This is a genomic window from Trichococcus ilyis, assembly GCF_900109135.1.
Lineage (GTDB): Bacteria > Bacillota > Bacilli > Lactobacillales > Aerococcaceae > Trichococcus > Trichococcus ilyis.
This window is the reverse complement of record NZ_FNYT01000037.1, coordinates 1-22,664: the sequence shown is the minus strand read 5'-3', so window position 1 is coordinate 22,664 and position 22,664 is coordinate 1. Positions and strand designations below refer to the sequence as shown.

The window sequence follows — 22,664 nt, the reverse complement described above, 5'->3', positions numbered from 1 at the left end:
AATGGCTGTGCGCCAATTCATAACGTCTTATCATTATATAGTAAAAAGCTGATTTTAAATAAGTATATAAAATCGATCAATATCGATCGTTTTTTCCGAACACATCAGGTTATCCATTTTGAAAAAGATTGACTTTTCGTGTAATTAAATTATCCTATGATTATACAAATTTTTTTAAAAAAAAGATGGATGAATTTTCGCCGAGTGTGCATTGTTCATCCAAGAAAGTGGGGGAAAATGCCAAAGACAAAAAATCAGGCGCAACTATACGCGTTTGTCACCGTGCTGCTGTGGGCATCGGCATTCGTTTTCACCAAAATCGCGCTGGATTACTTTACAGCAGAAGCGTTAGGCGTTCTTCGTTATGTGATTGCTTCGCTTTTGTTTGCTGCAATCGGACTGTTCCAAAAAATTGGCTTTCCGGGAAAAAAGGATCTCCCGAAATTCCTGTTGGCTGGCCTTTCAGGGTTCGCGCTGTATATGATCACCTTCAACCAGGCGTCCAAATCGCTGACAGCAGCGACAGGCAGCGTTGTGATTGCATCCGCCCCGATCCTGACTGCCCTGTTCGCCCGGGTCCTGTTCAAAGAAAAGATCCGGGCCTTGGGATGGCTGGCGATCCTGATAGAATTTGCCGGTATTCTGGTTTTGACATTATGGAACGGGAGCCTTTCCGTGAATGCAGGCATCGTGTGGATGTTTGGCGCCGCCGTCTGCATCAGCGGCTACAATCTGCTGCAGCGTGTTTTGCTGAAGGAATATTCTCCGCTGCAGGCTACAGCTTACAGTGTCTTTGCCGGAACGCTTTTTCTGCTGTTTTACTTGCCGGGTGCGGCACCACAATTCGGCAATGCGCCGCTCCGGCAGTTGCTTGTCATCGGCTTTTTGGGCGTATTCCCGAGTGCGCTTGCGTACATGTTGTGGGCAAAAGCCTTGCAGCTTGCGGAAAAAACAAGCGATGTGACGAATTTCATGTTTATTACCCCCTTGTTGGCCGCTCTGATGGGATTTCTCATCATGGGAGAAGTGCCTACCTTGTCTACCTGCGCAGGCGGGCTGCTGATATTTATGGGCTTGCTGTTGTATAAGAAATCGAATACGGATTGATCAGATAATAAAACTAGGACGAGGCTGTCTCATAATTCAATGGCCCCCTTTGAGGGTTATCGGTAGGACTGATTGATCCTGGGTTCAAATTCAAAGCAAAATAGCCCGCCAAAATGGGTTTGGCGGGCTATTCCGTGTTGTCTGTGGTCGTTTTTCCCCGTCAAATTGATGTTGGCGGGGAATATCTTGTTGTCCGCGGACATTTTTCCCCGCCAAATGGGTGTTGACGGGCTATTTCTTAACATAATAAAGGTGGGGCTTTCTCAAATCCAGAAAATACTGCTCTGTTTTTCAGGCAGCCCTCCTATTTTCTTTATAGATCTTCACCATTCGACGCGATCACTTTTTTGTACCAAAGGAATCTTTTCGGCTTCTTGCAAAGGTTCCCTTGCCTTCATCATCGACATCAACATAGATGAAGCCATAGCGTTTGCTCATTTCGCCGGTTCCGGCAGACACAATATCGATGCAGCCCCAGGTAGTGTAGCCGATCAGATCAACGCCATCGATGTTGATGGCCTTGTCCATTTCTTTGATGTGCTCCCGCAAATAATCAATGCGATAATCATCATGGATGGCGCCATCCGCTTCCACTAGGTCGTGTGCGCCCAGCCCATTCTCAACAATCATCAACGGGATTTGATAGCGATCATAGAACAGGTTCAAGGAATACCTTAAGCCTTGCGGATCGATCGCCCATCCCCACTTTGTTTTCTTCAGATACGGATTTTCATAACCCGTTTCAGGACTTCCAAACTCGACATTCAGGTTCGTTTTCTCGCCAAAAACCATAGTGAAATAGTATGAATAGGCTAAGAAATCCACTTTGCCTTCCAGCAACAATTCCTTGTCGCCGTCCTCAACCGGCAAAACAATCCCTTCGCGTTCGAACTCTTTCAGTTTGTAGTTTGGATAATAACCACGGCACTGCACGTCGCAGTAGAACAAAAAGTCTCTCATGGCGTTATTGCACGCGATGACATCATTTGGGTTGCATGAATTAGGATAGGCGAACATCCCTCCGTACATCATCCCAACTTTCATGGCAGGATATTTTTCATGCGCCAATTTAACCGCCTTCGCGCTGGCCAAGAACTGGTGATATGCCGCAGTCATGCGTTCTTGTTCAGTTGAAGCTTCAACAGCGCCCGCCATCCAAGGCATCATCGACATGCAATTGATTTCATTGAACGTCATCCAATACTTTACTTTGCCGTTGTAGCGGTCAAAAAGCACCGAGACATAGTTATAGTAGAAATCAATTACTTTCCGATTTTTCCAAGAGCCATATTTTGTCAATCCCAGCGGTGTTTCATAATGGGAAATCGTAACAACTGGCTCAATGCCATATTTTATGCACTCATCAAAAACATCGTCATAATGTTTTAATCCCGCTTCATTGGGTTCGCTGTCGTCCCCATTCGGAAAAATTCTGGCCCAGTTTATGGACATGCGGTAGGCTTTAAAGCCCATTTCAGCGAACATCGCGATGTCTTCTTTAAAATAGTCATAATGTTTGATGGCATCATGGCTGGGATAGTATTTCCCCTCAATTATACCGTCAGTCCGTTCACGTTCGACAGTTGCACTTCCCGCGGTCATCACATCCGCTGAATTCAGTCCTTTTCCATCCGTTAAATACGCACCCTCGCATTGATTCGCGGCGGTCGCGCCACCCCATAAAAAATTCTTCGGAAAACCCATCCTTGCTCCCTCCTCGTTCACGTTATAGCCGTATTATATAGAAGGATTCCGCTTATAAATACAGCTGCGGACGACAAAAAAACATCGTCACGAAAAAGCTGCCGAAACGCAGCCTTTTTTGTGACAATGTCCACATCAGAAGGGGTCGTTGTAGAAAGACTTCAGGTAGTTTTCCTGGATCGCAATAATGTCGTCGTAGTGCTCCGATAAGAGCAGCCTGTACAGCGTCAGCAAAAGATAGTTGACGGAAATCGAGAACATCACATTGCCCAGCTCGGCAACTTCCATTTTGAACAAGCCGAGCAGCACGATATCGCTGTTTTTGGCCAACAGGGTATCTTTGGAAGAGGTGATGGCGATGGTGGATATGTGCCGTTTCCGCAATTCCTTGGCGGTTTCGACTATTCTGCTGTTGAGGTCCGTTTTGCTGATGAGGATCACAACATGGTCCTTGTCCGCGTATTTCCCCAGAAGCAATTGCTGCGTGTCTTCCGTGTACACATGGCAGATCTTGCCTTGGCGGAAAAACAGCTGCGCGACCCAGTTGGCAATGGCGGCATTCTCTTCCGTAGCTATGAAATCGATGTATTTGCTCCGCTCAATGATGCGGTACAGGTCCGCCATCAGCGACAGATCCATGTTCTTGCGGGTCTCATTGATGACATTCGTGTACAGGGAAGCGATATTGCTGTTCACGGTAAGCAGATCGTCCTTCTTCTTTATCGTGCTGTCCCCCGCCTCCATCGTTTTGAGCTTGAACAGGAGGTTGACCTTCAAGTCGTTGAAACCGTCAAACCCCAACTTTTTCGAAAGCCTCAAAATAGTTGTCGGATGCGTATACGTCAAACGCGCCAGTTCCCGCGAAGACAGCTTGGGAATGTCCTCCAGATGGGTGATGATATATTCCCATATCGATTTCTCGCTCTCATTCAGTTTCACATTCTCGAACATGCTCTCAAAATCCATCTTTATCATCCTATCAGCCTGTATTTAATCAAATTATACCATCAAATCCGGCGCGAGCGGAAAACAGCCTAGCTATTCCGGCCACTCAAATAAACAAAAAGCCAGCAGCACCAACCAAGTCCATGGTCAATGCTGCTGATCTTAGCAGATTAGTTGTTTCGCTTATTCACTTTAGTCGTTCAGTACAGATACTGTTTCAGGCATGACTTCTGGAGTTACTCCAGCATCATCATTAGAATCTTGTTTCATTGTTGCGATTTTGATTTGAATTTTTTCCATCGCTTCTTTGTCCAATGGGTAGAATTTCATGAACGCCAACGCGATAAGTGTGCCGACCAAAGGCAACACGGAAATCATAACGATACCCGCCATACGCAATTGTGGTGACAGTGGTGTATCAGCTGTTGGATAGGCCTGCGCAAATCCTACAGCGGCCAGGATCCAACCGATCGACATCGGCGCAAAGGATGATGCGACTGAGTCGGTCAATGAGAACATGGTGCTCAACATCCCGGAAACATAACGTCCGGAAACGCTTGTTTCGTAGTCGGATACGTCGGCTGCCATCGTCAAGGCCAAGCCTGATGGTGTGGATGTGAAGCCTTTCGCACAAGCAAAAACAATTGTGAAGGCAACTGTCCATAATGACAAGTTAGAGAAGCTCAAGTCGCCTGGGTTTGCAAAGAACAGCAAGCCGCCCAGCAGCGCCAAGGAGATCACGGCACCTTGCAAGTAACGGACATAGGAGTAACGCAACCCTCTTTTTTGAGCGATTGTGGCTGCAAGCGTTGTAAACAAAAGGTTAGGCAAAATCAGCACTAACGAGATTGTCCCGGACAGGCCAAAGTTACCGAAGATGATACCGAACAGGATCATCAAGACAACTTGGTCGCCGAACATTTGCGCATTGAATTTCACAAAAGCTGCCGCCATGGTCAGCATTTGCAAAGGTTTGTTGCCTTTGACGATTGCCCAATAGTCTTTAAACGATGTTTTGGTCGTTTTTTCGCCGATACCGAAGAATTGTTTGTTGTCTTTTTGGGCAATACCAATGATCGCCAAAATGCCGAGGACCGCTGAGATGACCATGACTCCCGGAATGAATACTTTGAAGAATTCCGGTGTGAAGCCGCCGTATTTTGGCACCATCAGGTTCGCTACTACAATTTGACCACCCGTGAACAGCAAAGTCGTTACCCAGCCATCAACGATATTGAAGATCGGACGTTGTTTAGGATCGCTTGTCAAAGCAGCTTGCCCGGCTTTCGTAACCGTCGCCTGCAAAGAATAACCGATCTTATGCACAACCAACGCCAGCAAGAACACCGGAATTTTCATGCCTTCGCCCAAGCCGTGAATATTGAATAACACCAAGAATGAAAGAACAGTAATAAGATTGCCTAAAACCATAATAGGACGATACTTGCCGAATTTAGTGTCTGTTTTATCGATCAAAACGCCGATAGCCGGGTCGATAACCCCGTCAAAGATACGGATGTAACCCATGATTTGGCTTACGAACAAAGCGGTCAAACCTACAAGACCTGTGGAATAATAGGTTACAAAACCAAAGGCGAACAAATAAATATTTGTTGATGAGTTATTCAGGGTGAATAACACGATCTGCCATAGTTTAGCACGGTTGTGTTGCGTTTCGCTTAGAGCCGTTGAAGCATTCTTTGACATAAAAATCCCCTCCATGATATGAAATTTTGAACTTATCGCGCCAAGCTTTATATCGGATTGTGAAACCGCGTTACCTACATAAGTAATCGCAATCATTAAAATAAAACTCGGTTGTAAGAACTAAAGAAAGAATACCATCAAACGGTAACCGGTTACAATCTTTTTATTGTTAATACTTTGTGAACGCTGTCATGTTTTTTGGGATAAGCGCGCCAGGACAGCATTTGTCGAAGATTTCGCTACCCTTCGGAGAATTGTTGGACCCCGTTCGGAACCGTTTTGGTAAATTTATTTAAATCTGGTGTTGACAAATCCGCTTTCACAACTTTTTTCGGAAAATGGGCCGCTATGAGCGTAAAAAAAGACGGTTTTTCAAAAAGTCAGCACATGGCTTCCTGTATCTGTCTTTGCTAAAATAAGCTGGTATGAAGCGCTTACTGACTTATTTTCCATTTTTTGGCGATAAGTGCGCAGGATTAGAAGGAGGAGTTCCATTTGAAAAAAACGCTCTACACCGTTCCCGGCAACAAAAAAATCAGGGTAATCATCGATACGGATGCCTATGCAGAAGCCGACGACCAATTTGCTATCGTTCACGCATTGCTTACGCCGAAATTTGATGTGGTCGGGATTGTTGCTGAACAGTTCGGGACAGGCACATTCCCGAACAGCATGGAGAAAAGCTACGAGGAAATCAATAAAATCGTCCAGTTGATGGGGCTGGAAGAGCAAGTACCTGTTTTCAGGGGCGAGGAACAGGCTTTGCGGGATGAGAAAACCGCCGGCCATTCGGAAGGCGCACAATTCATCGTGGAAGAGGCCCTGAAACAGGACGATCGGCCCTTATTCGTCCTTAACATCGGGGCGATCACCAATCTGGCTGCGGCCTACTTGCTGAATCCCGAAATTGCCGACAAGTTGCTGGCCGTTTGGGTAGGCGGCGGCCCTTATCCCACCGGGCATATGGATTTCAATTCGGGCAACGACTTGAATGCGGTGAATGTTATCCTGTCTTCGGAAATGGAATTGTGGCAGATTCCGCTCAGTGCGTACACGATGATGGAAGTGTCCTTCCATGAACTGTTTGACCGGGTGAAGCCCTGTGGCGAACTGGGCAATTATCTGGTGGAGAATCTGCTGCGGGTGAATGAATTGGAATGCGGATTGAACCTGGATTTCCTTCCGTTTGCCCAGAACCTCAGCAAGGCCGGTAAGACCATGCTGATCCGCTCCGGAGAAGGCTGGTCTTTGGGCGACAATCCGGCAATCGGCGTCCTGATCTCACCCCAAACGAAATTTACCGAAGAACGCCGGGCCCAAAGACTGAACGCGGATGGTAGTTACGGGGAATACGTCAGCGAAAACCGAACCATCCGGGTGTATCACAGCATCAACAGTAGAGTCATTTTGGAGGATTTGTTCGCCAAAATCCGCTATCACTTCGGGGAATGATTTAAGAGCTTCCCAGGCATAAAGCATAAGAAAAAAGCATGCAGACAACAGGTCTCCATGCTTTTTCTTATGCTGCATAATTTTTTCATTTTACATCGTTGCATTTAATTTGCGCGCTTCTTTGTTTATCTCTCTGTGCCAAATGTAAAAAAGCGAACCGGTATAGGCGTATTGCAGAACAAATTGCAGTATTTCCGGTTTGGAATACCATCCGAACAGGACATACATCGGCAAGCCGATTAGTCCCTCTTTATGGTAAAACACGGTCTCAGAGAGATCAAAAGCTTTTATGAACAGCGGATTCCCGCTGGATAACAGGTTCATTGACCCCAGCGCGGATAAGCCTTCGTGGATGCCGTAACCAAGCAAAAAGCCGGCTTGCAGGATAAGATAGGCCAAGGTGATGTTAAACAGAAGCTTTAAATTGACCTTCACCAGCGAATGGTTGATCAGCACTGCCAACACCAACGCTGCTGCAATTCCCGCAAACAGGGCTGTAAGTGCGTACTGTCCGGCGAAAGTGAAGATTGCGACCTCTACCCCCTCACGCGCCACCATTATGAAGGCAACGCCGGCAATCCCAAGCGCAGACAGGTTTTGGCTGACACTGCTTTCCACAGTCGAAACCATGTTCCTGCCGTGCTGAATCATCCAGTAAATGAACGTAGTCACCAATGCTAGCGCAACAAAGCTTGCTCCGCTCTCCCATAATTTCGCCACTTGATCCATTCTGTCGATTGCTTTGGAGAGAATATAAAGGACGCCCCCGATGCCCAATGAAGCCGCAATGCCGCCGATCGTCCCGTAGTAAACATATTTTCGCAACTGCTCATTTTTGCTTTTTCTTAAATACTGAAGAATGATGCTGACGATAAGAAATGCCTCCAGGCCTTCCCTGAAACCCATGATAAATGCAGGCAGAAATGTATCCATATTGATTCTCCTTTAAATGTATTAGTCCAGGCCGTATCAACCCATAAGCTAATTGAGAATAATTCTCATTTACATCATTATGGGGGCATCTGCTCAACTTGTCAATGAGAAAATTCTAATTTTCAAGGAAATGAATTGCCTTTTAACTTTTTCGTCGCGTTTAAAAAAAGGGGGTGTCTCATAATAGAGACAGCTCTTCACTTATTTGTGGTTTAGTGGAACAGAGATTTGTTACTGGGTCCAAGCTCACCACGAAATAACCCGCCAAAATGGTTTTGGCGGGTTATTTCGTGGTGTCTGTGGATTTTTCCCCGCCAAGGCAGTTTTGGCGGGTTTTCTGACTGTAATTCCAACTGATTTTCCCCGCCAAAGGGGTCTCGGCGGGTTATTTCTGAGCATCGATTCAATTACCTTTTAAAGCCAAAGGGAGATTTTTTTTCATTACAGCGTAGTAATGATCGGTCCTTCTTTCGTCACGATGATCGTATGCTCGTATTGGGCCACCATGCTTTCTTCTGTGAAGAAGGTCCAGTCGTCGTCTTCAACTTGGAAAACTTCCTCTTCAAATGTGGAGATGAACGGCTCGAAGGCGATGACCATGCCGTCTTTCAGAATTTCGTCATCCCAGCGCGAATAGTAATTGAAAATATGGTCGGGTGCCTCGTGGATCGCGCGCCCGACACCGTGTCCGGTCAGGTTTTTGATGACCGTCAAGCCATGGCGTTTCGCCACATTGTGCACCGCTTTTCCGAGGTTGCTTGTTTTTGCGCCCGGTTTTACCTTCGCAAGCCCCGCATCGAATGCTTCTTTGGCAACGTCACAGATTTTCTGCAGCACGACATGGCCCTCCCCGACTACAAAGGAAATGCCGGTATCCGCAAAATAGCCGTTTTTGGATCCTGAAACATCGATGTTCACAAGGTCGCCTTCCTCGATGATCCGATCGCTCGGAATCCCGTGCGCCACTTCTTCATTGACGCTGATGCACGTGTACCCGGGAAAATTGTATTCGCCTTTTGGTGCCGATTCTGCTCCCGCCTTTTCAAAGAGCGCCTTCGCAATGTCATCAAGTTCTTTTGTAGTGATTCCCGGTTTCGTGGATCGGACCATTTCATCCCTGATCGCCCCGCAAATCCCGCCGATTTCCTTTAATCCGTTAAAATCCTCTTCCGTCTTTGCAATCATCCTGTATCCTCACTTCTTAAAGCATTATTCGATTATCTTTCCAGATAGATTCTAACACAAATAGGATGGATTTTTCTGAAAGCAACCCGCTTGTAAGCAAAGATATTTTTGCAAGGCGCACATTTTGTTCTGTCGAACGTATTATTTGTGCACTTTGGCAATGTTGACTCCCGCAAATACAGGCTACAATCTAATCAAAATACCAAATTATTGAGGAGGCTTCATCCATGAAAAGACAAGCACACACTGCAAAAGACGTCATGAGCTCAGGACCTTATTCGCATGCGGTTGATACAGGCGAATATATCTATCTTTCGGGACAGACCGCTAAGAATTCTTTGACGTCGGAAAAACAGCATTTGACTATCCAAGAACAAACGGAAGCCTGCTTCGAGAATATCGACAGGGTTTTGAATGAATTGGGGCTCACAGAAGCTCATGTCGTGAAGGCAAATGTCTATCTGACGAGCATGAAATATTTCGAAGCGATGAACGATGTGTACCAGACTAAATTTACCGAACCCTATCCCGCCAGAACTTGTGTTGCCGTCCTTGAACTGCCGCTTGGTGCAGACGTAGAGATAGAAGTTGTGGCAAAAAGATAATTGTGTCTGCAGCTGCAAACACCTTCCAGCATTTGCTCGGTCAGCTCTTTTTGAAGTGCACAAATTTTTTCATAATCCATTTTGCGCTGGAAAATCCTATCGCAAAAGATCCAAATAGTAAGAGCAGAGAAGGAATCACCTGATTGAGTCCCTCGCCATAGAAGTAATCGCGAAAAATCTGCATGCCTGCGAATATTAACAAGGCGGAAAGGATGCTGCCGACTGCGTAATAGATGACTGTGGCTAGGGAACTGCTACCCTGGTTCACCCGCTCATCGGGATTATTCATGCTTCCTCCCGAATGCGCGAGGTTCGGGCCATCAAACTTATTGTTTGCCCCCTGGCCGATGTTCACTCTGGAATAAATGGAACTGTCCACATTGCTTTTGTCATCGTACTTTTTCTGATTGTCTCGCGTACTCATTCATCCACCCGCTTTCTTTCAAATACAAAGATTCAGTTGTGGAGACCCGTCTAATTCAAACGAATAAGGCTGTTGCGTATTTTGGAAATGATAGCTGTCGTTACAAAGAGCATAACACCAACCTTGTTGAACAGTAGAAATACATGGAAAATAGCTCCAAAAGAGTTGGTCTTATGATACCCACTCAGCAACAGAAATGGAAAAACCGTAACCAGCATCGTTAAGTAATGAACAATAACTTGCTTGCGGAAACTCCACTGCTTTAGCTCGTATATGATGCTTGCCAACCCCAAAAACAAGGCCATGAGTCCATAAAAAAGAAAAACCTTCGCGTCAGCTGCTCTTCCCTGAAAATTATTCCATGCATACATCGACAACATAACAGCAAAGGGAAGAGTTCCCCTGATCAATCCTTTTAAGAAAAGCTTCATTTTGATCCCCTTTCGTAAGTACCGCTTGAATCAATTCACTACTATGAAAAATATCGGAATCCAGAATAGTGTTGCTATGATGATGGCTCCGATCAAAGCTACCAAAACCAGCCGTGCTTGCTGCACATTTTGTGTTGCTTTGACTTTTTTGTAAAGAAAAAAGAGCAGACCGACTATGGCCAGCAAAAAAATACCATAAATCAAAAAGCCTGCGGGTTGGTTAGTGGCTGACATAATAGTTCATCTCCTCTTGTATCATCCTTGATTTTGAGTATTCCGTGTTTCTATGCTGGTCTCAATCTTACTTTTGGCAAAAAGCAGCAAAATCACGATCAGCAGAACTATTGCATTCAGGAGCAAGCCTATATGAGAAGGCAAAGTATTAACGAGTATGGCCAGCACGACCAAGTTAAAAACATCTATACCCAGAGAAACCAATTTTTTCTCAGTCGCTTTGCTGCTGTGAATAAACAATAGAGCACTACCAAGTCCGATAACAAACCACCAGATCAAAGGAACGCTTGGGTATTGGACCGCTCCAATTAATGAAGTGCAAGCTAATATGTATGCAAAAAGGTTGTATTTATTAGTATTCAAGGAGCACCTCCTCATGAAATGTAAATATGTTTTTTTAAAATAATTTATGTATGATACGATTGTATCAAATAATTTGTCATTTCTACAGTGAGACCTTCACTAAAAGTGCGCACCGGCTTGTAGATCGCTATCTCTTTTTGAAGAAATAACGGATAATCCAACCTAGAATAACGATAATTGCTAGTGCGCTTATTAACGTCCACCCAGCATCGAAATCTTCAGTCATGGCCCCCGCTCTTTTGAAAGAAAAGGTTTGGAGTTTATGGCATTCGAAGGCAGGACCTATACTTTTCCGACTGATCGGCCTTCCTCATATCATTTGCACTCTTATTGGATTGCTTTTATGATGCAAGATATCTTCTCTGTCTAAGAGGTTTTCTATTTTTCATTGACCATGATAAGAGCGCAATTCTTCATATTTGACCATAGTCATTTCAGGAAGCTTAAAGACATTCTGTACTGCAAGGTCGTAAGAATCTTTCGACTCCATATAGCGATTGTATAAGTCCGCTTTAGAGACAGGCGTAGAGTCCACCTCAACATCCCAATATCCAGACATACCCATATACACTAAACCTTGAATAGGTGTGACTGTGTCTAAATCATCACGAATGACAAACCATGGATGCCCCACACCCGCTCCGGAGTGGACATTCACCAGTAAATATTCTTCATCAAAATTATAAGCTAAAGTATAACCTAGCAACCCTGGACTCATTGCCCTCTCATCCACGATTGTCGTTACCAACAGCACTCTTAGTGGCAACGACAGTTCATTATATGCATTTATGGTGCGATCCGCACTTTCTTGAAGCAGGGCTTCCTCTTCTGCTTTTGCTTTAGTTGCTTCATCCATCGCTAATTCATTTTGCTTATTCTGTATATCCGCTAATAGCTGTTCTCCTGCTGTCTTAAATTCAGCAAAATACGCATTGCTCAGTTCTTCTGAATTTAGCAAAGTTTCGATGACCGGAAGGGCTTCATCCAGCTTGCCGTTGTCGTATGCGGCTTTTGCCTTGTCCATTTCCGCGTCTATATGGTCTTTCTCGGCATCAACTTCCTCTATAATAGCGGATGCCTTTGTAATTAATCTCTCTAAACCGTTCTCTGCCTCAACAACTTGTTGTGCCTTCTCCAAGGCTTCGGAATATTCCTTGCTGTCATAGAGCCCCTTCGCTTCCTTATATGTTTGGGTTTGCTCTAAATAGGCTTTTGCCTTCTCGTCATCGGGCTGATTTTCGAGCGCTGTCTCAAAATAAGCTTCCGCTTTTTCATATTGTTCGGCACTCAGGATATCCAGTCCTTTTTGAATAGCCTCGTTATAAGCCTCTTGGTCTGCGTTGCCGCACCCAGCCAATAGCAGCAGCCCTGCGAGCGTTAGATACCTCTTTCCAATCTTTCCCATACCCATAACACTTCCTCGACCGCCCTTTCAATTTCCCCGAACTATTAATCATTTATAATTATATATCAAAAAATTGTAATTTAGCCCAATAAAAATATATAAGTTTGCTCCTTAGCCTGTGCTTTATCATTTTTTCAAAATATCTTCCCCTGTTCGCTTTACAAAAGCAAACATACGTTCGTATAATAGAGACATAGAGATTGGAGACGATTTTTATGTACGAAACGGAATTGGTTTTTGATTATGCGAAGGAGCCCAGCCGCGATATTCTTTGCATCGACTGCAAATCGTTCTATGCGAGCGTGGAATGCGTGCGGCGCGGGCTGCATCCGCTCGAAACGAAGTTGGTTGTCATGAGCTATCCCTCAGCCGATCCGAAAGAGCGCGGCAGCGGGCTGATTCTGGCTTCCTCCCCCGCCGCCAAGAAGGCCTACGGAATCTCGAACATCAGCCGGGCCAGGGACTTGCCCTTCCCTTATCCGCCGGGCTTGGTGATCGCCCCGCCGCAGATGCGGCTGTACATGCAGAAGAATACGGAAATCAACAACATCTACAAGAAGTACGCGGACGAAGCCAACCACCACGTCTATTCGGTCGACGAGAGTTTCGTGGACATTACCGGTGCCCAGAAGCTTTTCGGCAAAAAATCGGCCTACGAAATGGCCAAACTCATCCAGGCGGACGTGTTGCAGACGACCGGCATCTACACAACCATCGGCATCGGCGACAATCCGCTTCTGGCAAAGCTGGCGCTCGATAATGCAGCCAAGCACCAGCCGGACATGATCGCGGAATGGCGTTATCCGGATATCCCCGAAACCGTCTGGAAGATCCCCGATATGACCGATTTTTGGGGCATCGGCAAACGGACCCAGCTGCGGCTCAACCGGTTGGGCATCTCCTCGATTTATGACTTGGCGCACACCAATTACTATGACTTGAAGAGCCGGCTCGGCATCATCGGCGCGCAGCTCTATGCCCACAGTTGGGGCATAGACCGCAGTTTTCTGGGGGAAAAGGTAACAATCAGCTCCAAATCGATCGGCAATTCGCAAGTGCTCAACAAGGACTATACGGTGCGCTCGGAAATCGAGATTGTCCTGATCGAGATGGCCGACCAGGTGGCGACGCGCTTGCGCAAAGCCGGCGCCAAAGCCCAGCTTATCAGCCTGGGCATCGGCTACAGCATCAACTATATCGATCAGCTGGGCCGGACCGGCTTCCATCAGCAGCTGAAGATTCCGCCCACCAACGCATCCAGCGAAATCGTGGCCCACATCCTGATGCTTTTCGACCAACACTACAAAGACCAGTCGATCCGCAATGTCGGCGTGGGCGCCGGAAATCTGATCTACACCGATTTCCTGCAGCTGGACCTGTTCCAAGAACCGGATGAACAAGTAAAAGAACAAAAAAAGGATCTGATTGTCGATTCGATCCGCAAAAAATACGGGTTCCGCTCACTGGTGCGGGCGGTCAGCCTGCTGGAGGGCGGCCGCGCCATCGCGCGCAGCTCGTTGGTGGGCGGACACGCGGGCGGCATGGCCGGATTGGAGGAAGGTGAAAACAATGCTGAAAGAACCAAGAAGACGGACGGATAAGGTGTTCGAGGACTACAACGACTACCATGACCGCGGCATGATCAAATGGGTAACGGCCTACGCGATGGACGAACTTGTGAAGTCCATCTCTGCGGGGAAAGAAGAAGCTCTGAAGGATATCCCAATTCTGCCGCAGATGAGCCCTACCGAAATCGATGCGGCCTTGGCGGAGGCCCTGAAAAAAAATCGCCGGCTATCGGTCCAATTGAACCAGAAAGACAGCTTCGGACGCCAAACCGAGTCCATCGAAGGCTTTTTCAAGGGCTATTGCGGTGAGGATGAAATCCTGATCGGCGAAGAATGGGTTGCGCTCGACAGCATCCGCAATGTGCAGGTGCTGCAGGCGGACAAATGGTCCAGCGTGGCGGTGTTCAAGCAGCAGCCATACTGATCCGAAAGGCAAGCGGCTCGCGAATGGTGCCAACAGTGCGATTGTTGTCTTTTTTTGGCTGAAGGCTTATACTCAAGAAAAGAGAACGCTTTCTTTTCTCTTGGAAAGGGGGACAGCAATCATGACGCATATCATCCAAACCAGCGTCCATTCCATCGAGGAGTGCAAACAGGCAGTGGAGGAACTGCATAAAAAGGGCTACACGAAAGAACAGATCACTTTGGTGACGAACACCGCCTATCAGGAAGCCATCTTGGAGAATTGGGACCTCCGCGGTGCGGACGGTGCGATTATCTCGAGCCATTCGCTGCTGGAAAAGGTCAACGACCTGTTCAACCTGAAGCAATACGAATATTTCCAGGAAAAAACCGGTACTTTCCCCGACGGCATGGACTTTCTTGCCGACCACCGCGCTGCCATCGAAAACGGCAGCATCGTCATCATTACGGAAGAACCGGCTGCTTAAGACTTTCCGTAACAGCAATCATCTCTGCGAAACAAGAAAGGACTGAGACTGCATGGCAAAATTTGTGGCAGGTTCGTACGCAACCGTCGAAGCTGTGGAGGCAGCCGTCAAAGCGCTGCTCGAAAAAGGGCACAAGGAAACCGATCTCCTGCTGGTCACCAACGCAACTGCCAAAAGGGAGCGGCTGGCAAAGGAAACCGGCCTTGACGTCATCGCCGAAACCGGACACGATGAGAACTTCGACTGGAAGGAACTCGCACCGCTCTACCCGACTTTTGACGAGGAGGCCCTTTATGAGCCGTCCCCTCAGCACCCTTATCCGCAGTTGACACCGGAACAGGCAGACGATCAGGAACGCAAAATGCAAGGCTACTTCTCCGAATTGAAGGAAGGCAATATTTTGATCATCGTTGAAGCTGCGGAACAGCCGCGTCCGGCTTAGCGCAAAAACACAAAACCGCAACAAAAAAAGAAGCAGGGGAACCGTCGGACGGTTTTTCCTGCTTCTTTGCATAAGTCATATTAACTTACAGCACATGGCGATACCTATTTATAGCTGCTTCCTTCCGGATCTGACTCGATTCATAAGACCGCCATTGCCATAAGGCCTTTCGGCATTTCTTATCATATCACAGTCAAAAAGAAAAAGCTAGCCTTTGTTTTCTTCCTGCACGTGTGCGCGGAGATGCTTGCGGCTGTTTTCCTTGCGTTCTTTGCGCAGTGCCCGGAAAAAATTCTGCAATAGCGCCCGGCACTCATCCTCCAACACACCCCGTTCCACTTCGCTCTGATGATTGAAGCGTTCATCCTGAAGCAGGTTCATCAGCGTACCGGCTGTCCCGCCTTTCAGGTCGGCTGCGCCATAGTAGACTTTCTTGATCCGCGACAGCAGGATCGCCCCGCAGCACATCGGACACGGCTCCAGCGTCACATAAAGCTCCGCTTCCTCGAGCCGCCAGTTCTGCTTATAGGCATTGGCCTGCCGGATCGCCGTCATTTCCGCATGCGTCGTCGCATCATTCGTCGCTTCGCGTTCATTGTGGCCGCGCCCGATGATTTCGCCCCTCCAGACGATCACCGCTCCGATCGGCACTTCCCCGATCGCCGCCGCTTTTTCCGCCTCCTTGATGGCTTCCCGCATGTACTGTTCCTTCAACTCATCCATTTTCAACTACCTCGTCCCTTTTTACTCCTCGATCACGCTGAGCACAACATCGCTTGCCTGTTTCTTCTTCAGCAAAGCCTCGTGCATCCCGACCATAATGACCAGCATGGCTCCCAGGAAAACAGGGAACAACGCGACGCTGATATAGTTAGCGATCAACCCGAACAAGGGCGGCATCATCAGAGTCCCGACATAAGCCGCTGCCATCTGCACGCCGATGATCGCTTGTGATCTGTCTGCCCCGAAAAGCTCAGGTGTGGAGTGGATGATGCACGGATAGATGGGCGCACAGCCCAGGCCAACCAGCACAAGACCCAACAGTGCCGTCGTTTCGCCAAACGGCAACACCAAAGCCAGCACGCCCGCTAATATCAGGACCTGCCCCAGCCGGATCATCTGCGAATCCGTGAACCGCATCGTCAAGAAGCCGCTGATTGCGCGTCCGACCGTGATTCCGATGAAGAATAAACTTGCGAACCCGGCAGCCGTTTCAGTCGCTAAGCCCCGATGCAGGACAAGGTAGCTGCTTGCCCAGAGTGCCGTCGTCTGTTCCAAAGCGGAATAGCAAAAGAACGTGATCAGGATTTCCTTCGCTCCGGCAATCCGGATGACCTGTTGTAGAGACAGAGCCTTTCCATTCGTTCCATGCGCACTGTTTTCTTCCGCCGCAAGAGGAATATTTTTGTTTTTCCAAAGCGGCAAACTGAACAGAAGAACGGCTGTCAGCACAACCTGGATCAATGCGATATAATTGTAGCCCATATTCCAGAGGTTGCCTCCGCTCAAAGCATAGGCCAACACGTAAGGTCCGAGCGAAGCCCCGACTCCCCACATGCAGTGAAGCCAACTCATGTGCCGGCTGGAATAATGCAAAGCAACATAGTTATTCAATGACGCATCCACTCCGCCTGCACCTAATCCGTACGGAATTGCCCATAAGCAAAGCATCCAAAAGGAATGGCTCATTGAAAAACCAAACAAAGCCGTCGCGGTCAAGGCAACACTGATCGCTGTCACTTTCCCTGTCCCGAACTTGCGCGTAAGGCGATCACTTTGCAGGCTGGAGACAATCGTTCCTGCCGCGATGATCATCGAAATGCCCCCCGCGTAAGAAACCGGCACACCGAATTCGCCGTACATCGTCGGCCAAGCGGATCCCAACAGCGCATCCGGCAGGCCCAAACTGATAAAGGCAAAGTAAATGATTGCCAAAAGCAAACTGAACATATCTCAATATCTCCTCCTTCATAGTGAAAATCAATCCTTATCCGAAGTCATCAAGGGTAATTATAGCATTTTTCATATTTTTTTCGCAAATTAATGACAATAATGCTAGAATGTATGAAAAGCCTTGCATGATGAAGGCAGCCCATCCAAAAACGAGGTGAAAGTTTGAATCCAAACGAACTCCAACAACTATTCCCTGAAGCCAAAATCACGGCTGCGCCCAGTCTCGGACCGGCCTACTTCACCCTGCCGTACAAAAATCAGTGGGTACATATCCCCGAACATACCTTGAACGGCCGGGAAAAGCTCCTCTTGAAGCAACTGCTGCTCAACGAGGCGCACTCGACTGCCGAAGCCCCGAGGAATCCTTGGGCCCAGTTTCTGTTGGGCCATACGCCGGAGGTTCCGGCCGGATTGGTCCAGGCTCAGCTGCTCCAATTCAGCCTCTCCTATCGGGAAGAAGAAGCGGGATCTTTCGATCAGACGCTCTGGCTCGATGCCTTGAGCCAGACCTTGCCGCTCGTGCGGGAAAGCTTCTTTCTGGACAGCAAAAATGGTGTCTTCATTCTCGACAGTCCGGAACCCTACCGCATCGATGAAGAGCTTGCGGCGATGCTCGATGTTTTGGATGACGACTTCAGCTTGCGCACCGCCTTATATCTCGGCCAACGCTGGCCGGTCGATTCCCGGCTGCCGCTCCTTTTCGAGGAGGAAAGGAAAATCTTTGCGGCCACCCGCACGATGGCCAAAGGCAACAAAATCACGACCCTGGCAGCCATAGCGCTTCCTTACTTCCTATCCGGATCAGGCAGCCAAAATCCGGTGCTGCAGGCCCTTCAGAACATGATCGGTTCCGTCGACGGCACGCACGAGCTGATTTCAGCGATGTGGCGGAACCAGGGCAATCTGTCGAAAGCGGCAGCCGATCTCTACCTGCACCGCAACACGCTCCAGTACCGGATCGACCGCTTTTTCGATGCGACAGGCCTAGCTCTGAAGAGCATGGACGACCTGGCTTTGGCTTATCTCGCGGTGACCGCAGCAAGCGTATCTCATAGCACCTAAAACGGGACCGTCCCAACTGGGAGGTCCCTTTCTGCATGGAATAATATGTTTTCTCTGGAGGTTGTCCGATTTTCCCCGGTTATCGGACAACCCTCAACAAACAGGCGAAAAAAACAAGGATTGTCCCATCCGCAGATGAGAAAATCCTTGTTTTGAAATACTTATTTATGCAATCTGTCGCCTACGCTGTCTTTCACATCGCCTGCTTTTTCCTTCAGATCGGAGAACAGATCCAGAGCCGTTTCTTTCCAATCTCCCGCTCTATCCACGACGCGCAGGAAACCGTCGATCTCGTCATCGGTCAAATCATCGATTGTCCGCAAAAGCTTTTGGCTGCCTTTCAGATGGTCCTTCACGAAGTTCTTCATGCGCTGACGGTTCAAATAGGAGCTGATTTTGTCCACTGCTTCTTCTTCATATGCCAAGGCTGCTGCAATCGCGGCAATCGCTGCTGTCGCACCCAAACCGACCAACAATGCCTTTCTGGAATTCTTCATCTTCTTTGTTCCCTCCTCAAACTTCTGTAGCTATATTTTAGCACAAACGCCAGCGATAGCCGAACAATAACTCTGTCTTCCAGATGCCTGCATGCAGCTGTTAGGAATTTACCGGCACTTTTTTGTCTTTGTTTTCTTCCTTGGCGGACTTCACGGCGATCCGGATGGTGCCTTTTTGGGCGCCGATCGTGACGGTGTCGCCGAATTTGATCAAGCCGCTCAGCATTTCTTCGCTCAGCTTGTCTTCGATCTCTTTCTGGATCGCGCGTCTGATCGGACGTGCGCCGTATTCCGGATCGAAGCCGGCCTTGGCGATGACATCGATGGCTGCTGGCGTGATGCGCACATGGATATCGAGATCCTTCAGTCGTTTCACGATGCCGTTTGCCATCAGTTTGACGATCTCATGCAACTCGTCTTTCTCCAGTGAGTGGAAGACGATCGTTTCGTCGATACGGTTCAGGAATTCCGGGCGGAAACTGTTCTTCAGCTCTTCGCGGATGCGTTTCTCCATCGCCTTGTAATCATGTTTGATGTTCTTGGCCGCAAATCCGACCGATTTCTCGTCGCGCAAGGCTGTCGCGCCCAAGTTTGAGGTCATGATCATGATCGTGTTGCGGAAGTCGACCTTGCGTCCTTTGGAGTCGGTCAAGTGGCCGTCATCCAAAACCTGCAGCAGGATATTGAAGACATCCGGATGGGCTTTTTCCACCTCGTCCAAGAGAATGACCGAGTACGGTTTCTGTCTGATTTTTTCCGTCAACTGACCGCCTTCATCATAGCCGACATAGCCAGGAGGCGAGCCGATCAGACGGCTGGTGCTGTATTTTTCCATGTATTCGGACATATCCAGACGGACCAGTGCATCTTCCGTCCCGAACATCGCTTCAGCCAACGTTTTCGCCAGCTCCGTTTTCCCGACGCCGGTAGGGCCGAGGAACAGGAACGAACCGATCGGGCGATTCGGATCTTTCAATCCGGAACGTGCCCGTCTGATGGCGCGGGCCACGGCACTGACTGCTTCAGATTGGCCGATGACGCGTTCATGTAGCACTTTTTCCAGCTTCATCAAACGGTCGCTTTCCTTCTGCTCCATCTGGTTGACCGGAATCCCGGTCCACAGCGCCACGACTTCGGCTACGTCCTGTTCGGTCACCTTCAGGTCGTAGTGCGTGATCGTCTGGGCTTGCTGCTCGACCATTTTTTGGAACTTCTGCTTCTTCGTCATTTCGCGTTTGCGGATGCGTGCAGCTTTGTCGAAGTCCTGATTCAGGATGGCTTCCTCTTTTTCCTTCGACAATTTCGCGATTTCCATCTCCAGTTTTCCGATCGGCGTATCGCCATGCGTGACATCCAGACGGACTTTGGCAGCGGACTCGTCGATCAGATCGATGGCTTTGTCCGGCAATCTACGGGAAGTGATGTAGCGCACGGACAGCTGGACGGCCGCCTTCAGCGCCTCGTCGGTGATTTCCACGCCATGGTGCTCCTCGTAACGGGAACGCAAGCCGCGCATGATTTCGACGGATTCTTCAGGTGTAGGCTCATCGATATGGATCGGCGCGAAACGTCTTTCCAACGCCGCATCCTTTTCGATGTATTTTTGGTATTCGTCAAGAGTGGTGGCGCCGATTGTCTGCAATTCACCCCTTGCCAGTGCCGGTTTCAGGATATTCGAGGCATCGATCGCCCCTTCCGCTCCGCCAGCACCGATCAAGGTGTGCAGCTCATCGATGAAGAGGATGACGTTGCCGTCATTGTAGATTTCGTCGATGATTTTTTTCATTCTTTCCTCGAATTCACCGCGGTATTTCGTGCCGGCCACCAGTGAACCCATATCCAGCATCATGATGCGTTTGTTCGCCAACGTATCCGGAACATCGCCGGCCACGATTTTCTGCGCCAAGCCTTCCACGATGGCGGTCTTGCCGACACCCGGCTCGCCTACCAATACCGGATTGTTCTTCGTTCTGCGGGAAACGATCTGCATGATGCGGCGGACTTCCTTGTCGCGTCCTACGATCGGATCCATCCGATTTTCCCGGGCCAGATCAGTCAGATTGCGGGCCAAGGAATCCAAAGTAGGCGTTCCTTCTTCCACTTTATCATTCTTCTTATTGGTGGAGCGCATATCCGGTTTTGCCGGTTGTTTGATGCCCAACTTCTCGTAGAGCGACTTACGCAGCAAATTCGGATCGATCTGCAGATTTTTGATGATTTTGACTGCCAGAATTTCTTCTTTCAATAAGCCCAGCAAGAGGTGCTCGGTTCCGACCAAAGGAACCCCCAATTTGTGCGCTTCATTTGTCGCATACATGATGACTTTCTTTGCCCGAGGAGAAAATGGTAACGGTGCGCTGAAGTCTTCCGAATCCATTTGGCCGAAGCCAGTCAGATGGACAATCTCTTCACGGACTCCTTCCTCATCAATATCGTAGCCGCGCAGCACCTTTCCGGCAATGCCTTCCTGCTCCCGGACTAATCCGAGGAGCATGTGCTCCGTTCCGATGGATTGATGCTTAAACTTATGCGCTTCTTCTGTTGCCAACAACAATACTTGGCTGGCTTTGTCTGTAAATAATTCATCCATTTTTAACGCCTCCTCTACGGGCTTTCATCTATTCAAAACGCAAGCTGTTCAAGAAATTCCTCAACAGCAGGGCTCGTATTCTTTCTTCATATTCGCCTGTGTATGGGGCAAGTGACTTATCCAACACCGACAACATCAGGTTTCCTTCGCGCTTGGTGATGATACCGCGATTGTACAGATTTTGGGTTACCGCAAAAGCATCCTTCTGGCTGATGCTTTCACCTACTATCGCGATCAGCTTATCCAACAATTCCGCTTGATCAAGGATCTTTACCTTCATGATGCGTATGTAGCCGCCTCCACCGCGTTTGCTTTCGACCGAGTAGCCTTGCTGCTCCGTAAAACGGGTGTTGATGACGTAATTGATCTGTGAAGGTACACAATTGAAACGATCTGCCATTTCATTCCTTCTGATTTCGATCTGCTCTTCTGCATTCAGAATCTTTTTGATATACGCTTCGATGATATCGGACATATTCTGACTCTGCATGGAATGGACGCCTCCCTTCCCCTGACTAATTTTGACTATTATATATTTATATTATGCTATTCTGGCATAACTGTCAAATACAAAGGGCTCTCCGACGGCATTTGCGGCAAAGTAGCCAAGAAAACCCAAAAGGCTTCCGTAACGCTCTCATGTCTCCCGATAACAGCGTGTTCCTCCGACATCTTCAATCGGATTATTAAGAATGTTCCTCATTATATACCGAAAGAAAAAAAACGGCAATATTCCCAAAAAAATAGACGCAACAATCATCGGAATGATTTCTGCGTCTATTTTTTGTTTATCGGGAAGACAGGATTCGAACCTGCGACCCCTTGGTCCCAAACCAAGTGCTCTACCAAGCTGAGCTACTTCCCGTTCATATTATTAAAAAAATGCACCCAACAGGAGTCGAACCTGTAACCGCTTGATTCGTAGTCAAGTACTCTATCCAATTGAGCTATGGGTGCTTCATGAATGCCGGCAATCAGAAGCGAACCGACTGATCATAAAATAAAAAAAAAGCGGAAGACGGGGTTCGAACCCGCGACCCCCACCTTGGCAAGGTGATGTTCTACCACTGAACTACTTCCGCGTTTTTTGGATGCCGGCTAAAGGACTTGAACCCTCGACCCTCTGATTACAAATCAGATGCTCTACCAACTGAGCTAAGCCGGCGT

The 22,664-nt window shown here is 48.2% G+C and carries 22 protein-coding genes, 4 tRNA genes, 1 other RNA gene and 1 pseudogene; 8 read left to right on the top strand and 20 right to left on the bottom strand.

Annotated features, from left to right (window positions below; genetic code table 11):
- Nucleotides 1-237 precede the first annotated feature (237 nt).
- The gene (locus BMX58_RS13245) at nt 238-1,107 is read left to right on the top strand and encodes a DMT family transporter (protein ID WP_068624093.1); all 870 of its coding nucleotides are present in this window, start codon (nt 238-240) and stop codon (nt 1,105-1,107) included.
- A 313-nt stretch (nt 1,108-1,420) separates the two neighbouring features.
- On the opposite strand, the pseudogene BMX58_RS13240 reads toward BMX58_RS13245, so the two are convergent.
- From BMX58_RS13240 to BMX58_RS13230, 3 genes and pseudogenes are all read right to left on the bottom strand, one after another.
- Nucleotides 1,421-2,811, bottom strand: a pseudogene (locus tag BMX58_RS13240) (family 1 glycosylhydrolase).
- A 135-nt stretch (nt 2,812-2,946) separates the two neighbouring features.
- Nucleotides 2,947-3,777 carry a MurR/RpiR family transcriptional regulator gene (locus BMX58_RS13235; protein ID WP_068624091.1) on the bottom strand — a complete coding sequence of 277 codons (831 nt, stop codon included), beginning with the start codon at nt 3,775-3,777 and terminating at the stop codon, nt 2,947-2,949.
- A 171-nt stretch (nt 3,778-3,948) separates the two neighbouring features.
- Nucleotides 3,949-5,463 carry an MFS transporter gene (locus BMX58_RS13230; RefSeq protein ID WP_068624089.1) on the bottom strand — a complete coding sequence of 505 codons (1,515 nt, stop codon included), beginning with the start codon at nt 5,461-5,463 and terminating at the stop codon, nt 3,949-3,951.
- Between the two features lie 495 nt (nt 5,464-5,958).
- On the opposite strand from BMX58_RS13230, the gene BMX58_RS13225 reads away from it, so the two are divergent.
- A complete protein-coding gene (locus tag BMX58_RS13225; RefSeq protein WP_068624088.1) occupies nt 5,959-6,915 on the top strand; it encodes a nucleoside hydrolase in 957 nt (318 codons plus the stop codon).
- A gap of 90 nt (nt 6,916-7,005) precedes the next feature.
- Here the strand turns inward: BMX58_RS13225 and BMX58_RS13220 are convergent, their stop codons facing one another.
- The gene (locus tag BMX58_RS13220; RefSeq protein WP_204243801.1) at nt 7,006-7,848 is read right to left on the bottom strand and encodes an FTR1 family iron permease; all 843 of its coding nucleotides are present in this window, start codon (nt 7,846-7,848) and stop codon (nt 7,006-7,008) included.
- Nucleotides 7,849-8,289: 441 nt separating this feature from the next.
- Nucleotides 8,290-9,033: a type I methionyl aminopeptidase gene (gene map / locus BMX58_RS13215; RefSeq protein WP_068624086.1), complete on the bottom strand. Its 744-nt coding sequence runs from the start codon at nt 9,031-9,033 to the stop codon at nt 8,290-8,292.
- A 227-nt stretch (nt 9,034-9,260) separates the two neighbouring features.
- Between map and BMX58_RS13210 the strand changes: the two genes are divergently transcribed.
- Entirely contained in the window at nt 9,261-9,638 is a 378-nt protein-coding gene (locus BMX58_RS13210; protein WP_068624084.1) for a RidA family protein, read from the top strand.
- A 40-nt stretch (nt 9,639-9,678) separates the two neighbouring features.
- On the opposite strand, the gene BMX58_RS13205 is transcribed toward BMX58_RS13210, so the two are convergent.
- The 5 genes from BMX58_RS13205 to BMX58_RS13185 form a co-directional block, all read right to left on the bottom strand.
- Nucleotides 9,679-10,062 carry a hypothetical protein gene (locus tag BMX58_RS13205; protein ID WP_068624082.1) on the bottom strand — a complete coding sequence of 128 codons (384 nt, stop codon included), beginning with the start codon at nt 10,060-10,062 and terminating at the stop codon, nt 9,679-9,681.
- Nucleotides 10,063-10,112: 50 nt separating this feature from the next.
- On the bottom strand, nt 10,113-10,493 hold the full coding sequence (locus BMX58_RS13200) for a DUF3021 family protein (protein WP_068624080.1): 381 nt from the start codon (nt 10,491-10,493) through the stop codon (nt 10,113-10,115).
- A gap of 30 nt (nt 10,494-10,523) precedes the next feature.
- The gene (locus tag BMX58_RS13195; protein WP_068624078.1) at nt 10,524-10,727 is read right to left on the bottom strand and encodes a hypothetical protein; all 204 of its coding nucleotides are present in this window, start codon (nt 10,725-10,727) and stop codon (nt 10,524-10,526) included.
- Nucleotides 10,728-10,748: 21 nt separating this feature from the next.
- Nucleotides 10,749-11,090, bottom strand: a complete 342-nt coding sequence (locus BMX58_RS13190) for a hypothetical protein (protein WP_068624075.1) — start codon at nt 11,088-11,090, stop codon at nt 10,749-10,751.
- Nucleotides 11,091-11,475: 385 nt separating this feature from the next.
- Nucleotides 11,476-12,495: a hypothetical protein gene (locus tag BMX58_RS13185; protein ID WP_068624073.1), complete on the bottom strand. Its 1,020-nt coding sequence runs from the start codon at nt 12,493-12,495 to the stop codon at nt 11,476-11,478.
- Between the two features lie 215 nt (nt 12,496-12,710).
- On the opposite strand from BMX58_RS13185, the gene BMX58_RS13180 reads away from it, so the two are divergent.
- The 4 genes from BMX58_RS13180 (at nt 12,711) to BMX58_RS13165 (ending at nt 15,395) form a co-directional block, all read left to right on the top strand.
- Nucleotides 12,711-14,096, top strand: a complete 1,386-nt coding sequence (locus tag BMX58_RS13180; RefSeq protein ID WP_068624071.1) for a Y-family DNA polymerase — start codon at nt 12,711-12,713, stop codon at nt 14,094-14,096.
- Nucleotides 14,065-14,487 (top strand): hypothetical protein, encoded by a 423-nt coding sequence (locus BMX58_RS13175; RefSeq protein WP_068624069.1) that lies wholly within the window; start codon nt 14,065-14,067, stop codon nt 14,485-14,487. Before BMX58_RS13180 ends, BMX58_RS13175 begins: the two co-directional genes overlap by 32 nt.
- 121 nt (nt 14,488-14,608) lie before the next feature.
- The gene (locus tag BMX58_RS14775) at nt 14,609-14,953 is read left to right on the top strand and encodes a general stress protein (RefSeq protein ID WP_068624067.1); all 345 of its coding nucleotides are present in this window, start codon (nt 14,609-14,611) and stop codon (nt 14,951-14,953) included.
- Nucleotides 14,954-15,005: 52 nt separating this feature from the next.
- Nucleotides 15,006-15,395, top strand: a complete 390-nt coding sequence (locus BMX58_RS13165; protein WP_068624065.1) for a general stress protein — start codon at nt 15,006-15,008, stop codon at nt 15,393-15,395.
- A gap of 79 nt (nt 15,396-15,474) precedes the next feature.
- Here the strand turns inward: BMX58_RS13165 and ffs are convergent.
- The 3 genes from ffs to BMX58_RS13150 all read right to left on the bottom strand — a co-directional run bounded on the left by ffs (nt 15,475) and on the right by BMX58_RS13150 (nt 17,345).
- An RNA gene (gene ffs, locus BMX58_RS13160) (signal recognition particle sRNA small type) lies at nt 15,475-15,561 on the bottom strand.
- Nucleotides 15,562-15,602: 41 nt separating this feature from the next.
- Nucleotides 15,603-16,118, bottom strand: a complete 516-nt coding sequence (tadA, locus tag BMX58_RS13155) for a tRNA adenosine(34) deaminase TadA (RefSeq protein WP_068624063.1) — start codon at nt 16,116-16,118, stop codon at nt 15,603-15,605.
- Nucleotides 16,119-16,139: 21 nt separating this feature from the next.
- Nucleotides 16,140-17,345 carry an MFS transporter gene (locus BMX58_RS13150; RefSeq protein WP_068624060.1) on the bottom strand — a complete coding sequence of 402 codons (1,206 nt, stop codon included), beginning with the start codon at nt 17,343-17,345 and terminating at the stop codon, nt 16,140-16,142.
- 165 nt (nt 17,346-17,510) lie between these two features.
- On the opposite strand from BMX58_RS13150, the gene BMX58_RS13145 reads away from it, so the two are divergent.
- Nucleotides 17,511-18,410: a helix-turn-helix domain-containing protein gene (locus tag BMX58_RS13145; protein WP_068624059.1), complete on the top strand. Its 900-nt coding sequence runs from the start codon at nt 17,511-17,513 to the stop codon at nt 18,408-18,410.
- 161 nt (nt 18,411-18,571) lie between these two features.
- On the opposite strand, the gene BMX58_RS13140 is transcribed toward BMX58_RS13145, so the two are convergent.
- The 7 genes from BMX58_RS13140 to BMX58_RS13110 form a co-directional block, all read right to left on the bottom strand.
- On the bottom strand, nt 18,572-18,907 hold the full coding sequence (locus BMX58_RS13140) for a hypothetical protein (protein WP_068624057.1): 336 nt from the start codon (nt 18,905-18,907) through the stop codon (nt 18,572-18,574).
- Nucleotides 18,908-19,007: 100 nt separating this feature from the next.
- Entirely contained in the window at nt 19,008-21,497 is a 2,490-nt protein-coding gene (locus tag BMX58_RS13135) for an ATP-dependent Clp protease ATP-binding subunit (protein WP_068624055.1), read from the bottom strand.
- Between the two features lie 28 nt (nt 21,498-21,525).
- Complete coding sequence (locus tag BMX58_RS13130) at nt 21,526-21,987, bottom strand: CtsR family transcriptional regulator (RefSeq protein WP_068624053.1); 462 nt, start codon at nt 21,985-21,987, stop codon at nt 21,526-21,528.
- Nucleotides 21,988-22,288: 301 nt separating this feature from the next.
- Nucleotides 22,289-22,362, bottom strand: a tRNA-Pro gene (locus tag BMX58_RS13125).
- Nucleotides 22,363-22,380: 18 nt separating this feature from the next.
- Nucleotides 22,381-22,454 (bottom strand) — tRNA-Arg (locus BMX58_RS13120).
- 53 nt (nt 22,455-22,507) lie between these two features.
- Nucleotides 22,508-22,579: transfer RNA gene (locus BMX58_RS13115), tRNA-Gly, on the bottom strand.
- A gap of 10 nt (nt 22,580-22,589) precedes the next feature.
- Nucleotides 22,590-22,662 (bottom strand) — tRNA-Thr (locus BMX58_RS13110).
- Nucleotides 22,663-22,664 lie beyond the last annotated feature (2 nt).

Excerpts from the sequence above, each read along its gene's own strand:
- BMX58_RS13165 (WP_068624065.1), top strand. The coding sequence starts at position 15,006 with ATGGCAAAATTTGTGGCAGGTTCGTACGCAACCGTCGAAGCTGTGGAG.
- BMX58_RS13195 (WP_068624078.1), bottom strand. The coding sequence starts at position 10,727 with ATGTCAGCCACTAACCAACCCGCAGGCTTTTTGATTTATGGTATTTTT.
- map (WP_068624086.1), bottom strand. The coding sequence starts at position 9,033 with ATGATTGCAAAGACGGAAGAGGATTTTAACGGATTAAAGGAAATCGGC.
- BMX58_RS13245 (WP_068624093.1), top strand. The coding sequence starts at position 238 with ATGCCAAAGACAAAAAATCAGGCGCAACTATACGCGTTTGTCACCGTG.
- BMX58_RS14775 (WP_068624067.1), top strand. The coding sequence starts at position 14,609 with ATGACGCATATCATCCAAACCAGCGTCCATTCCATCGAGGAGTGCAAA.
- BMX58_RS13135 (WP_068624055.1), bottom strand. The coding sequence starts at position 21,497 with ATGGATGAATTATTTACAGACAAAGCCAGCCAAGTATTGTTGTTGGCA.
- BMX58_RS13235 (WP_068624091.1), bottom strand. The coding sequence starts at position 3,777 with ATGGATTTTGAGAGCATGTTCGAGAATGTGAAACTGAATGAGAGCGAG.
- BMX58_RS13200 (WP_068624080.1), bottom strand. The coding sequence starts at position 10,493 with ATGAAGCTTTTCTTAAAAGGATTGATCAGGGGAACTCTTCCCTTTGCT.
- BMX58_RS13205 (WP_068624082.1), bottom strand. The coding sequence starts at position 10,062 with ATGAGTACGCGAGACAATCAGAAAAAGTACGATGACAAAAGCAATGTG.
- BMX58_RS13130 (WP_068624053.1), bottom strand. The coding sequence starts at position 21,987 with ATGCAGAGTCAGAATATGTCCGATATCATCGAAGCGTATATCAAAAAG.
- BMX58_RS13230 (WP_068624089.1), bottom strand. The coding sequence starts at position 5,463 with ATGTCAAAGAATGCTTCAACGGCTCTAAGCGAAACGCAACACAACCGT.
- BMX58_RS13175 (WP_068624069.1), top strand. The coding sequence starts at position 14,065 with ATGCTGAAAGAACCAAGAAGACGGACGGATAAGGTGTTCGAGGACTAC.
- BMX58_RS13150 (WP_068624060.1), bottom strand. The coding sequence starts at position 17,345 with ATGTTCAGTTTGCTTTTGGCAATCATTTACTTTGCCTTTATCAGTTTG.
- BMX58_RS13210 (WP_068624084.1), top strand. The coding sequence starts at position 9,261 with ATGAAAAGACAAGCACACACTGCAAAAGACGTCATGAGCTCAGGACCT.
- BMX58_RS13220 (WP_204243801.1), bottom strand. The coding sequence starts at position 7,848 with ATGGATACATTTCTGCCTGCATTTATCATGGGTTTCAGGGAAGGCCTG.
- BMX58_RS13140 (WP_068624057.1), bottom strand. The coding sequence starts at position 18,907 with ATGAAGAATTCCAGAAAGGCATTGTTGGTCGGTTTGGGTGCGACAGCA.
- tadA (WP_068624063.1), bottom strand. The coding sequence starts at position 16,118 with ATGGATGAGTTGAAGGAACAGTACATGCGGGAAGCCATCAAGGAGGCG.
- BMX58_RS13180 (WP_068624071.1), top strand. The coding sequence starts at position 12,711 with ATGTACGAAACGGAATTGGTTTTTGATTATGCGAAGGAGCCCAGCCGC.
- BMX58_RS13185 (WP_068624073.1), bottom strand. The coding sequence starts at position 12,495 with ATGGGAAAGATTGGAAAGAGGTATCTAACGCTCGCAGGGCTGCTGCTA.